Origin of the sequence: Klebsiella sp. G-Nf4 (assembly GCF_002810615.1) — a bacterium.
GTDB classification, from domain to species: Bacteria; Pseudomonadota; Gammaproteobacteria; order Enterobacterales; family Enterobacteriaceae; genus Klebsiella; species Klebsiella variicola.
The window spans coordinates 49,956-62,906 of sequence record NZ_PION01000017.1 but is presented as its reverse complement, the minus strand read 5'-3'; the positions used below and the strand labels follow the sequence as shown (position 1 = coordinate 62,906).

General features: G+C 56.7%; 11 protein-coding genes and 1 other annotated feature. Of the genes, 1 reads left to right on the top strand and 10 read right to left on the bottom strand.

All coding sequences use genetic code 11. The features are described 5' to 3' along the window. Positions 1-21: 21 nt before the first annotated feature. Entirely contained in the window at positions 22-450 is a 429-nt protein-coding gene (ibpB, locus tag CWM57_RS25470) for a small heat shock chaperone IbpB (protein ID WP_004145074.1), read from the bottom strand. Between the two features lie 116 nt (positions 451-566). Then, a complete protein-coding gene (gene ibpA, locus CWM57_RS25465; protein WP_004151523.1) occupies positions 567-980 on the bottom strand; it encodes a small heat shock chaperone IbpA in 414 nt (137 codons plus the stop codon). Further along, positions 974-1,049 (bottom strand) — a sequence feature (ROSE (Repression Of Heat Shock gene Expression) occurs in the 5'-region of heat shock genes and acts as an RNA thermometer to modulate expression.). Its footprint overlaps the gene before it by 7 nt. Before the next feature lie 245 nt (positions 1,050-1,294). Here ibpA and CWM57_RS25460 point away from each other — a divergent pair. Then, positions 1,295-1,627, top strand: coding sequence for a YceK/YidQ family lipoprotein (locus CWM57_RS25460; RefSeq protein ID WP_061152886.1), 333 nt, complete (start codon positions 1,295-1,297; stop codon positions 1,625-1,627). A 1-nt stretch (position 1,628) separates the two neighbouring features. On the opposite strand, the gene CWM57_RS25455 is transcribed toward CWM57_RS25460, so the two are convergent. From CWM57_RS25455 to dnaA, 8 genes are all read right to left on the bottom strand, one after another. Beyond that, the gene (locus tag CWM57_RS25455; RefSeq protein WP_100676563.1) at positions 1,629-2,855 is read right to left on the bottom strand and encodes a DUF3748 domain-containing protein; all 1,227 of its coding nucleotides are present in this window, start codon (positions 2,853-2,855) and stop codon (positions 1,629-1,631) included. 77 nt (positions 2,856-2,932) lie between these two features. Continuing rightward, complete coding sequence (locus CWM57_RS25450) at positions 2,933-4,066, bottom strand: BamA/TamA family outer membrane protein (RefSeq protein WP_100676562.1); 1,134 nt, start codon at positions 4,064-4,066, stop codon at positions 2,933-2,935. Then, positions 4,063-5,145, bottom strand: a complete 1,083-nt coding sequence (locus CWM57_RS25445; protein WP_074385306.1) for a hypothetical protein — start codon at positions 5,143-5,145, stop codon at positions 4,063-4,065. The genes CWM57_RS25450 and CWM57_RS25445 overlap by 4 nt, the downstream gene beginning before the upstream one ends. A 149-nt stretch (positions 5,146-5,294) precedes the next feature. Then, positions 5,295-6,107: a sugar-phosphatase gene (gene yidA, locus CWM57_RS25440; RefSeq protein WP_074385305.1), complete on the bottom strand. Its 813-nt coding sequence runs from the start codon at positions 6,105-6,107 to the stop codon at positions 5,295-5,297. 203 nt (positions 6,108-6,310) lie between these two features. Next, on the bottom strand, positions 6,311-8,725 hold the full coding sequence (gene gyrB, locus CWM57_RS25435) for a DNA topoisomerase (ATP-hydrolyzing) subunit B (RefSeq protein ID WP_074385300.1): 2,415 nt from the start codon (positions 8,723-8,725) through the stop codon (positions 6,311-6,313). A 28-nt stretch (positions 8,726-8,753) separates the two neighbouring features. Continuing rightward, on the bottom strand, positions 8,754-9,827 hold the full coding sequence (gene recF, locus CWM57_RS25430; RefSeq protein ID WP_074385299.1) for a DNA replication/repair protein RecF: 1,074 nt from the start codon (positions 9,825-9,827) through the stop codon (positions 8,754-8,756). A 146-nt stretch (positions 9,828-9,973) separates the two neighbouring features. Further along, on the bottom strand, positions 9,974-11,074 hold the full coding sequence (gene dnaN / locus CWM57_RS25425) for a DNA polymerase III subunit beta (protein ID WP_008806743.1): 1,101 nt from the start codon (positions 11,072-11,074) through the stop codon (positions 9,974-9,976). A 4-nt stretch (positions 11,075-11,078) separates the two neighbouring features. Continuing rightward, complete coding sequence (dnaA, locus tag CWM57_RS25420) at positions 11,079-12,482, bottom strand: chromosomal replication initiator protein DnaA (protein ID WP_061156307.1); 1,404 nt, start codon at positions 12,480-12,482, stop codon at positions 11,079-11,081. Between the last annotated feature and the right edge of the window lie 469 nt (positions 12,483-12,951).

Genomic DNA, 12,951 nt, shown 5'->3' with positions numbered 1-12,951 from the left:
CCTTATAAGTTATTCGCTTAATTAACTATTTAACGCTGGTCGTTCGCTGATGGCGATACGCTGCGGGGCAATCTGCTCAGGCTCATTGCGGGTCAGATCGATATGCAGCAGGCCATTGGTGAAGGTCGCGCCAGAGACCTCCATGTTGTCGGCGAGGGTGAAGCTCAGGCTGAAGGCCTGGCTCACCAGCCCCTGGTGCAGCCATGTGGTCTCTTTTTCCGGCTGCTGCGGCGTGCCTTTCACCACCAGACGGGTGCCTTCCAGTTGAATATCCAGATCTTCCTGACGGAAACCGGCCAGCGCAAGGGTAATGCGATAGTGGTTATCGTCGCTTTTTTCGATGTTATAGGGCGGGAAGCTCTGGCTTTCACCGGCGGTTTGCAGGGCGCTGGCCAGTTTGTCAAAACCGATCCATTGACGCAGCAGGGGGGATAAATCGTAGTTACGCATAGTGTTTTCTCCTTCTATGAAGCGAGTGAATACCTGCGAATTCTGTAAATTCGCATCTGCTCCCTGACGGCGAGCAGGTTGTTACATCAGGCCGCCACGCGGCCTGAAACGGACAATTAGTTGATTTCGATGCGGCGCGGCTTGTTCGCTTCCGGGATCACGCGTTCCAGATCGATATACAGCAGGCCGTTCACCAGGTTGGCGCCGCGGACGTGAATGTTTTCCGCCAGCTGGAATTTGCGCTCGAAGTTACGCTCGGCGATCCCCTGATACAGGTAGGTCCGCTCTTTCTGCTCGGCGGCGTGGGCGCCTTTGACGATCAGCAGATTGTCCTGGGCCGTGATCTCCAGCTCGCTTTCGGCAAAGCCAGCCACCGCGATAGCGATACGATAGTGGTTTTCGTCTACCAGCTCGACGTTATACGGAGGATAGCCGCCGTTGCTCTGACTTTGATTGTTTTCCAGCAGGTTGAACAGGCGGTCGAAACCAATGGCTGAACGATATAGCGGGGAGAGATCGAAGTTACGCATAGTAAATAGCTCCTGAAAATCAGCGAGAATCAAATGACCTTCCATCGTGGACAGGCCGCGGTAATCCGGAATACCCCTCAGGCGTATTCTCAGTGGGTTACACCTATAAAATGGGTTTCTCCCCGTGCTTTTCAAGGGATTGAGGGCGAATTTTTTTGCAGTTTACCGATGATTGCTTAGACTGGGGGGAGGAGCACAAAAAGCAAAGTGCGATGCCCGCCACAGTGCGACGCAATAACGCTATGCATTCACGGGTTGGCCCGATATAACCGCTGAAAGGTTATCTCAACGCCCGAAACGACGATGGAAGAACAATGAAAAGCAGACGACTGTTAAAGCTGGTCCTGTTCAGCGGGATAATAAGCCTGAGCGGTTGCTCCAGCGTAATGTCACATACCGGTGGCAAAGAGGGAACCTATCCGGGCACGCGATCCAGTGCGCAAACGCTGGGGGACAGCGACACCAACTGGGGTGTGAAATCACTGGTGGCGTTGGACATGCCGTTCACCGCCGTCATGGATACCCTGCTGCTGCCGTGGGATATGTTCCGCACCGACAGCTCAATCAAATCGCGGGTTGAAAAGAGTGAGAAGGCCACGCTGGCGACCAACTCGGTTATCCCGCCAGCGTCGATGCCTGCCCAGTAAGTTATCGCCCGGTCTGCGTGACCCACAGCTGGCGATAACTGTCCACCTCCTCCATCCAGGCAATCTGTGTCCCGTCTGGCGAAAAGACGATCGCGTCTGCTGAGGGCGGATGACCGTGCACATCGGTTAAAAAGGTAATCTCCCCCGTGCCGGCATGACAGCAGGCAATCCGATCCTCCAGCACAAAGCCCAGCCATTCTCCTGTTGGATGCCAGTTAAACGCCGACTGGATACCCGATGCGTGATACGTCAACTGTCGCGGCTCGCCCCCCTGCGGTGAAATAAGCCACAGCTGCACCACGCCGGCGTCATCGCGCATCAGAAAGGCTATCGCCGTCGCCTGTGGATTGGCGCGCACCCAGTGGCGCGGAACGTTCACCAGCCCCGGATAGCGGCGATGCTGGGTGAAGGTCAAACGACGCTGACTGACGCCCGCCGGCGGGGCCGGCATCGTGGTTGCGGTACCGGCCAGCGGCGCCCCGCCAGGCTGCTTCCAGCCGGCTTCTTCCTGTGGCAGATCGACAATAAACAGCTCAGGCACTTTATTGCCATTTTCCGCCAGGGTATCGCCAATAAACGCCAGCGCCTGGTTCCCAACCCACCCCTCTTCATAGGCGCGATTAATCTCATCGCTGCCTGGCACCGGAGTCGGTGTCGTACGGCTTACCAGCACGCACCAGTGGCTGCCGCTATATTCGCGCGGATGCTGCCCCTGCGGCGTCACCGGCCCATACGGCGCCGCTACGCCGACGTTGCGTAAGTCCAGCGCCGGGTCGCGTTCGTGCAGCACGTGGTCGTTGTAGGTAAAACTGACGAACTGACCGTTGGGGCTATAGACATGGACGTGGCTGCCGCCGCGCAGCGCGCCGGGCGTGTAAGGGGCGGTAATGTCCATGGCGTCCAGATTCTCGACGGCCCCCTGAAAGGCCACCACTCCGCGGCGATGATGAAAATCATACTGCCACTGCGCATCCGGCCGCTCGGGGCCGTGAATAAACACGTAGCGCTCCTGGGTGGGATGCACAGTCACCACGCCGACGTGCGCGCCTTGCGTGGCACGATAAATGGTCTCCACAGTACCGCTGTTTACGTTCACTCGCTCAATGGTCTCGCCGGTGAACGACGCGCCGGACGGGCGGACGTCGAACACCAGCCACTGGCTGTCGGGGGTCCAGGTGCGGGTGTTGGTAAGCTGGTGGTTGCGAGGGGCAAAGGTGACTTGTTTCATGGTGTGCTGACCGGGCCGATATAAGAGTGGCGTTAGCATACCGCAATCCGCACGGGGTTGAATGCCCGGCAACCTGCTTAAAACGCTTCCCCAACCTGGAAATAGAACCCGCTGCTGCCTTTGCCGATGCCATAATCAAGACGGATATTGACCCGCGGCTTGAACTCGAAACGATAGCCAACGCCGCCGGTGGGCAGCCAGCGGCCATTGTTCAGCGATGACAGCGACGGCCCCATGGTTCCCGCCCCGACCCAGGCGACAATCCCGTGCCGCCAGGTGAGCTGCCGGCGGTATTCCAGTTGGCTGCTGACGACGTTGTTATCCCGGTAGCGCCCCTGATAGTAGCCTCGCATCCGCTCGTCGCTGCCCAGCAGGGGCATCATGCTCCACGGAACATCGCCCTGGGTGAAGGCACCATCGGCCTCCCAGGCGAGCACGCTTTTCTCGCTCAGGGCATGATAATGGCTATAGTGCAGCTGAAATTCATCAAAGCGGGTATCGCTGCCTAACCCGGGGGCGTAATGGGTGTAGCGGAAGTTGGCATACTGGCCCCGGCGCGGGTTGGGGACAAAGTCGCGATCGTCCCAGTTGATATCGATGCTGGCGCCAGAGCTGAATACCGACGGTCCCTGTGGGGTACTTTCTATTTTCGGTAAATCGTCGTGGTCCATCTCATCGGCATTCTGCGCCGCCAGCGACCACCCAGCGCCGAGATAGACATTGTCGATCAGTTGCCGGTAGATTGTCGGGCGCAGGGTCAGCACCTGGGCGGTATATTTTTCCTTCTCGTTGTCTTTATCTCCGGCGTGAAAACCCTGCCCCCAGAAGTAAGTCGGGGTATTGGCCATCGACCCTTCAACAAATACGCGCCACAGATCGTTATCGAAAAAGGCGTAGTTTTTCACGCTGAGGCCAAACGCGCCGGTGGAGCTGGCGTAGCCGCTGAGCGTCAGGGTGGAATTCTGGCTGGTGGTATCCTGCGGATCGGGGCGATACATGCCGACGACCGCGGTGCCGATGCCCAGCCCCAGCTCCGGCGTATAGAACGGACCGGGCATCACGCCCCAATCGATCCCTTTACTGGCGTCGAACTTATCGCTGGCGCCGAGATGCTGCAGCCAGTCGTCGATTTTCTCGCGGCTGAGCATCTCGGCCTTGCTGCCAATCGGGCAGGTCATCAGCAGCAGAAAAGTGATAAACAGTCGGCTCAAAAGCGGTACTCGCCGGAAATAAAGAAACTGTTACGTTCGGCAAAGCCAAACTCCGTGGTGATATTAACGTTTTTCGTCAGCTCATACTGCGCGCCCACCAGCACGTTCCACGGCGACTGCAGATGCTGTTTCACATCGAAGCGGCCGTTATTGTCCTGATTGGCCAGATTGACCATATTTTGCAGCATTGGCGACGGCATCGAGAGATCGTTGAGGCTGCCCTTAAACTCCTGCTGTACGTCCTGATACATGCTGCCGACCCACAGGTTCAGCTTTCCGGCGGGGAGATGCAGCGCCTCGACCGATGGCGTATTAAAACGATAGCCTACGCGCGGCGAAAAGGTAAACGCGTCGATACTGCCGTCGAGGATATCAAAACGCGTTTGCGTGTAGTTGGCGTCCAGCACGGTAAACCAGTTGCCAACGCCGCCCACCAGCGTGGTGCCCATCCCGTAGGTGGTGCCTTTAAAATCGAGACGAAAGTCGAGATCCTGCATCCCCGGCATGGGCACCACTTTACCGTTTGGCCCCTTCAGGCCGACGGCAATTTGCGAAATCGAATGCCCTTCGGTGTGTCCGACGAGGCCATAAACGTTCATAAATGGCAGCAGCCAGGCATCCAGCTTAAGCGTCTCGGTTTTGCTGCTTTCCCGGGTATTACCGACGCCAATCTGGAAGGCGTTATCCAGCGAGACCGGCCCATTAGCGAAAATGGTATTCACGGCGTGTTTGCAGACAGGATCCTTACCGCAATCGATGTTACGGCCATCCAGCGACAGCCCGGTGAAGTTAATGCTGTCGACATTAATATTCTGCCGCATATCCATATAGTTAATGCTGACGCCGAACGGCAGCGGCAGGACGTAGCCGCGTTTTCTGGCCTCATCGCCTAAAAAAGGCAATATCGCGGTTGGTTCCGCTACTGCAGTCTCGGTTTTGACCGGCGCAGGCAGATCCGCCGGTTCTGCGCCGTGATAGGCGTATACCGGCTCGAGCGGCGTCGTTGGTTCCGCGGCCGCGCAAATCTGAACAGAGGCGAATGGCAGCGCAACCAACATCAAACGGTGGTATATATTCATGAAAACTATGATGTTAGTGATGAATTGCGAAAAAGAGGGCGGGTAGCTTATAGAATCCCCTGCGCGGAATAAGGGATTTAAATGCGGATTAACATCTGTTCATGAAAAAAGAGAAGACTGGCCCGGACATCGCCGGGCCTGAAGAACGCTTACGCTAAAACGTATTTTTCAATGGCGAAGGCGACGCCATCTTCGAGGTTAGATTTGGTGATGAAGTTCGCCGCTTCTTTGACCGCGGGAATGGCGTTATCCATCGCCACGCCGACGCCGGCAAACTCAATCATCGCGATATCATTTTCCTGATCGCCAATCGCCATAATCTCTTCCGGTTTGATACCCAGCGCATCGGCCAGGGACTTCACGCCAGTGCCTTTATTGACGCGTTTATCCAGAATTTCGAGGAAGTACGGCGCACTTTTCAGCACGGTGTACTTCTCTTTCACTTCCGCCGGGATACGGGCGATGGCCTTATCCAGGATCGCCGGCTCATCGATCATCATCACCTTCAGCAGCTGGATCTCAGGGTCCATTTTTTCCGCTTCACAGAACACCAGCGGGATGGTCGCCACGTAGGATTCGTGGACGGTGTAGTAGCTGATATCGCGGTTCGCAGTGTAGAGCGTGTTGCGATCGAGCGCGTGGAAGTGAGAGCCGACCTCGCGGGAGAGCTGCTCGAGGAAGCGATAGTCGTCATAGCTCAGCGCGGTTTGTGCGACAGTACTGCCATCACCGGCCTTCTGTACCAGCGCGCCATTGTAAGTAATGCAGTAATCACCCGGCTGTTCCATATGCAGCTCTTTCAGATAGCTGTGAACACCGGCGTAAGGGCGGCCGGTGGTCAGCACCACGTTGACACCCCGCTCGCGCGCCGCGGCGATGGCGGTTTTCACCGCAGGAGAGATGGTATGGTCTGGCAGCAGCAGCGTGCCGTCCATATCGATTGCAATCAGTTTAATAGCCATAGGATCCCCGGGTAAGATGAGTCTTCCCTCATGCTAACGCGATTCCGCTCAAAAAACAGTAAAAGTGTCGGGCAGAAAGGGGGATGGAAGCGGGGACGAAGAATCCCCTTTTAGCGGTAAAGAAAAGCCCGGTGAAGCTTACGCCTACCGGGCCTGCGCATTGTGCCATCCCGGTAACGCTGCTTACCGGGAGAACTTACGCTTTAGATATCAATATTCGCCGCTTTCAGGGCGTTCTCTTCGATAAAGGCGCGACGCGGCTCAACGGCATCGCCCATCAGAGTGGTGAACAGCTGGTCGGCAGCGATCGCATCCTTAACGGTGACGCGCAGCATGCGGCGGCTGTCCGGATCCATGGTGGTTTCCCACAGCTGATCCGGGTTCATCTCACCCAGACCTTTATAGCGCTGGATAGAGAGACCGCGACGGGACTCCTTCACCAGCCAGTCGAGGGCCTGCTCGAAGCTGGCTACCGGCTGACGGCGTTCGCCGCGCTCGATGTAGGCATCTTCTTCCATCAGGCCACGCAGTTTCTCACCCAGGGTACAGATACGGCGATATTCCGGCCCCATGACGAACTCGTTATCCAGCGGATAGTCGGTATCCACCCCGTGGGTACGGACGCGGATAATCGGTTCAAACTGCTGCAACTCGGTGTTCTCACGGACATCAAATTTCCACTGGCTGCCGTGCTGCTCTTTCTCATTCAGCTCGGAGACCAGGGTGTTCACCCAGCGGGTCACCTTCTGCTCGTCAGCCAGATCGGCCTCGGTCAGGGTCGGCTGATAGATAAGCTCTTTCAGCATCGCTTTCGGGAAGCGGCGCTCCATGCGGCCAATCATTTTCTGGGTGGCGTTGAACTCGGCAACCAGTTTTTCCAGCGGTTCGCCCGCCAGCGCCGGCGCATTGGCGTTGGTATGCAGGGTCGCACCGTCAAGAGCGATAGCGATCTGATACTGATCCATCGCTTCGTCGTCTTTAATGTACTGTTCCTGCTTGCCTTTCTTCACTTTGTACAGCGGCGGCTGGGCAATGTAGACATGGCCGCGTTCGACGATTTCCGGCATCTGACGGTAGAAGAAGGTCAACAGCAGGGTACGAATGTGCGAGCCGTCGACGTCCGCATCGGTCATGATGATGATGCTGTGATAGCGCAGTTTATCCGGGTTGTACTCATCGCGGCCGATGCCGCAGCCAAGGGCGGTGATCAGCGTCGCCACTTCCTGGGAAGAGAGCATTTTATCGAAGCGGGCTTTCTCAACGTTGAGGATTTTACCCTTCAGCGGCAGGATCGCCTGGTTCTTACGGTTACGACCCTGTTTAGCAGAGCCGCCCGCGGAGTCCCCTTCCACCAGGTACAGTTCAGACAGCGCCGGGTCGCGTTCCTGGCAATCCGCCAGTTTGCCCGGCAGGCCTGCCAGGTCAAGGGCGCCTTTACGACGGGTCATCTCACGGGCGCGACGCGCAGCTTCGCGGGCGCGTGCGGCGTCGATAATTTTGCCGACCACAATTTTGGCATCGGACGGGTTTTCCAACAGGTATTCGCTCAGCAGTTCGTTCATCTGCTGTTCTACCGCCGATTTCACCTCGGAAGAGACCAGCTTGTCTTTGGTCTGCGAGGAGAATTTCGGATCCGGCACTTTCACGGATACCACGGCGATCAGGCCTTCACGCGCGTCGTCGCCGGTGGCGCTGACTTTCGCTTTTTTGCTGTAGCCCTCTTTATCCATGTAGGCATTGAGGGTACGGGTCATCGCCGCGCGGAAGCCCGCCAGGTGAGTACCGCCGTCGCGCTGCGGAATGTTGTTGGTAAAGCAGTAGATGTTTTCCTGGAAACCGTCGTTCCACTGCAGCGCCACTTCCACGCCAATACCGTCTTTTTCGGTGGAGAAATAGAAGATATTCGGGTGGATCGGCGTTTTGTTCTTGTTGAGATACTCAACAAACGCCTTAATGCCGCCTTCGTAGTGGAAATGGTCTTCTTTGCCGTCGCGCTTATCGCGCAGGCGGATTGAAACCCCGGAGTTCAGGAACGACAGCTCGCGCAGACGTTTCGCCAGGATCTCATATTCGAATTCAGTAACGTTGGTGAAGGTTTCATGGCTCGGCCAGAAACGCACCATGGTGCCGGTTTTATCGGTCTCGCCGGTCACCGCCAGCGGCGCCTGCGGTACACCGTGCACATAAATCTGTTTGTGGACTTTGTTATCGCGCTGGATAACCAGCTCCAGCTTCTGCGACAGGGCGTTAACCACCGAGACGCCTACGCCGTGCAGACCGCCGGACACTTTATAGGAGTTATCATCGAATTTACCGCCGGCGTGCAGGACGGTCATGATAACTTCCGCTGCGGAGACGCCCTCTTCCGGGTGAATGCCGGTTGGGATGCCGCGACCGTCATCCTGTACGGAGACGGAGTTATCGCTGTGGATGGTCACAACGATATCTTTGCAGTAACCCGCGAGCGCTTCGTCGATAGCGTTATCCACAACCTCGAATACCATGTGGTGCAGACCGGTGCCGTCATCCGTGTCGCCGATATACATACCCGGGCGCTTACGCACCGCATCCAGCCCTTTCAGGACTTTGATACTGGAGGAGTCATAAGAATTCGACATCAACGTTTCTCGCTCATTTAATCTTGGGTTAATCCGTTATTTTACCTTTTTCCACGCGGAACATCTTCGAATTTTTGTCCGACATGTCCATAACGTGTTCAGCGCTGATCGCGCTGACGAAAACCTGCGACTGCGTCGCTTTCAGGCGGCTGGATAACAGACCGCGGCGGGCATCATCAAGTTCCGAGGCAAAATCATCTATCAGGTACAGGCAGCGCCGCCCGCTGACGCGGGTGAGGAACTCACCTTGCGCCAGACGCAGGGCGCACATCAGCAGCTTAAGCTGCCCGCGCGACAAGGTATCTTCCACCGGCGCCCCGTCGGCGCGAATACGGAAATCCGCTTTATGCGGGCCGTGGGCGGTGTAGGTTAACATTCTGTCGCGCTCGAAATTCCGCTCCAGCACCTCCGCGTAGTCGGTCTCTTTTTCCCAACCGCGCTGGAAAGAGAAGGTGAGCGTGAATTCTGGTAAAAATTGCTGACAAGTATCCGCCATGTCTTCGACGATAGCGGCGCTGTATTCGGCACGCCAGCGGCTGATTTGTTCCGCCAGCGGAATGAGTTCCAGATCCCATGGTCGCAGCTGGGCATAGCGGCTGACCTGACGCAGCGCGGCGTTGCGCTGCTTGACCAGGCGCTTCAGGTTGCTCCAGGCGGTGAAGAATCCGGCTTCGTTATGAAAACATCCCCAATCGAGGAATGCTCTTCTGTATTTGGGGCCGCCATTGAGTAAAGTAAACCCCTCCGGCGTAATCAGTTGCATCGGCATCAGGTGCGCCAGCTCCGCCACTTTGTGGCCGTCGGTGCCGTCGATGCGCACCTTGCTGTCGCCCTGTTTGTCTTTGGTCAGGCCGATGGCGGTTTCCCGCTCTTCGCCCTGCAGGCGGCCGTGCAGGACAAAAGCCTCCTGCTCGTGGCGGATCACCCGGCCAATTTGCAAACTACGAAACGCCCGGCCATGACCGAGCGTATAGATAGCTTCCAGCACGCTGGTTTTGCCGCTGCCGTTTGCGCCAACCAGGAAGTTAAAGCTGGGGGATAAAGCGAGATCCGCATTTTCAATATTGCGGAAATCTTTGATGAGCAAGCGCGTCAGTGACATATCAGCGTTCTTTGGGCCAGGGCGTTATCGGCGCAGCCAGTTTCAACGCGGACTGCGCGCAGACCCTGGAGCGTACACGAAGTACGTGACAGGGGCGAGCACAGCCCAGGTTGAAAATGGCAAGTAAGATAGCCCGATATTTTCCACTACAATCTCATAGGCATGACGACATAGGCTGCGGATTGCGAAGCCGCATCCTCAATCTGCACGCTCGACACCGAATCCGTCAGCAAAATGCGCACATTCTCGCACTTCAGCGCATTCAGCACATCCAGCACATAGCTAACGTTGAAGCCAATCTCCATCTCCGTTCCGGCGTAGGTCACATCCAGAATCTCTTCCGCCTCTTCCTGCTCCGGGTTATTGGCGGTGATTTTCAGCTGGTTTTCACTGACGTACAGCCGCACGCCGCGGAATTTCTCGTTCGAGAGGATTGCCGCGCGGGCGAAGGCCTGCTTGAGAATGTCACAGCCAGCATCGAGATGTTTATCCGGATTTTTCGGCAATACGCGGCGATAATCCGGGAAACGGCCATCAACTAGCTTCGACGTAAAGATAAAATCGCCCACGTGAGCGCGGATATTGTTGCTGCCAATCTGCACGCGCAGCGGGGTATCGCCGCCATCGAGCATCCGCATCAACTCAATCACCCCTTTACGCGGCACGATCACCGAATGGTTCGGCAGCGACGCTTCCAGCGGCATCGAACAGACCGCCAGGCGGTGACCATCGGTGGCCACCGTGCGCAGTTCGCTACCTTCGGTTTCAAACAGCATACCGTTTAAGTAGTAACGAACATCCTGGTGCGCCATCGAGAACTGAGTGGCTTCGATCAGACGCTTCATGGTCGCCTGCGGCAGGGTAAATTCCACTTCGCTCTGCCAGTCATCCAGATTCGGGAAGTCGGCAGCAGGCAGCGTCGACAGCGAGAAGCGGCTGCGGCCGGAACGCACCAGCATCCGATCGCCTTCCAGCTGAACCGCGATCTCCGCGCCTTCCGGCAGGCCGCGGCAGATATCAAAGAATTTACGCGCCGGAACGGTCGTTGCGCCCGCTTCGTGCGGCTGAACCAGCGCCACGCGCGCCACCATCTCCATTTCAAGATCGGTACCGGTCAGCGACAGTGCGCCGTCCGCGACCTGAAGCAGCAGGTTACCGAGAATGGGCAGCGTCGGACGACCACCTAACGGACCGCTCACCTGTTGCAGCGGTTTTAATAAATGTTCACGTTCTACGGTAAATTTCATAGCGTCACGAGGATAATGTTCTGATTAAATTGGAAAAATCTTCTTTAATGTCGTGGCTTTCTTCACGCAACTGCTCAATCTTACGGCAGGCGTGCAGCACGGTGGTATGGTCGCGGCCGCCAAACGCATCGCCGATTTCCGGCAGGCTGTGGTTGGTCAGCTCTTTGGCCAGCGCCATCGCCATCTGGCGAGGACGCGCCACCGAACGGGAGCGGCGCTTGGACAGCAGATCCGCTACCTTAATCTTGTAGTACTCCGCCACCGTCTTTTGAATATTGTCGATGGTGACCAGTTTTTCCTGCAGCGCCAGCAGATCGCGCAGCGCTTCGCGCACGAAATCGATGGTGATCGCCCGGCCGGTGAAGTTGGCGTTGGCGATAACGCGGTTCAGCGCCCCCTCCAGCTCACGCACGTTTGAGCGCAGGCGCTTGGCAATAAAGAACGCCACTTCGCCTGGCAGGCGAATGTCGTTTTCATCGGCTTTTTTCATCAGGATCGCGACGCGGGTTTCCAGCTCCGGCGGCTCGATCGCCACCGTCAGGCCCCAGCCGAAGCGGGATTTCAGACGATCTTCAACGCCATTGATCTCTTTTGGATAACGATCCGAGGTCAGGATGATCTGCTGATTACCTTCCAGCAGGGCATTGAAGGTGTGGAAAAACTCTTCCTGGGATCGTTCTTTATTGGCAAAGAACTGAATGTCATCGATCAGCAGGGCGTCAACGGAGCGGTAGTAGCGCTTAAACTCTTCGATGGCGTTGTTTTGCAGCGCTTTGACCATGTCCTGGACGAAACGCTCGGAGTGCATATAGACCACTTTCGCGTTCGGCTTACGCGCCACAATGCCGTTACCCACCGCGTGCAACAGGTGGGTTTTCCCCAGACCGGTGCCGCCATAAAGGAACAGCGGGTTGTAGGCGCCGCCCGGGTTATCGGCCACCTGACGCGCCGCCGCGCGGGCCAGCTGGTTAGATTTACCTTCGACGAAGTTATCAAACGTGTGTTTCACGTTAACGTTAGAGCGGTAGGTCGGCTCCGCCGGTGCCGGAACATTATCCCAGCCAGGGCGCACGATCGTCGGCGCCACGCGCGCGGTCTGCACCTGCGCTGCCGGGATGGCCGCTGTGGCCGGGCTTACCGCTCCTTTCTGCAGTGAGCTGGCTGGCTTAGCTCCCACCTCAAAACGCAGCTGCGGGGCATCAGCACCGCAAAAATCATTGAGGAGTCCATTGATATTATTGAGGTATTTGTCCCTTACCCAGTCGAGCACAAAACGGTTTGGCGCATACAGTGCCAGCGTGTTATCGCTCAGTTCCGCCTGCAATGGGCGGATCCACATGCTGAATTCTGTGGCTGGTAACTCATCCTGCAATCGGGCAAGACACTGCTGCCAAAGCGAAAGTGACACGGCGGACTCCACTCGAACATAAAATCGATATCAAAGAAAAACAGAAACAATCGTGATTGTTGGCACACGTCGACAAGACCCTGCATTAGCCGAAAAGCCCCTGCACTAAAGGGGTGACGTGCGAACCGCTATCTGCGGTTATTACCCGTTGCGGATCCGGGGATCGCGATCGGGACCGGGGATCATAGCCTAAACTGAGAAAGAGATCTTGTGTTTCTCAACAGATTCTTCCCGATTTATCCACAGGAAGGATCGAAACCGGGTAAGTGTAATCGATCCTGGGGAGAGTGAAGCACGATTTCCGCCGCATATTGGAAAAATTAATGAGCTATGCTGGTTTTGGGCGGAAACGATCTAACAAAGATCCTTCCGGATCCTTGCGCTTTACTGGCCAGGCCGTATAATCCCCCACCCGGCGCGTAATGCCCGTTTTCGTCACGCGTCTCAGCTTATTTTTTGTGCGACAAGG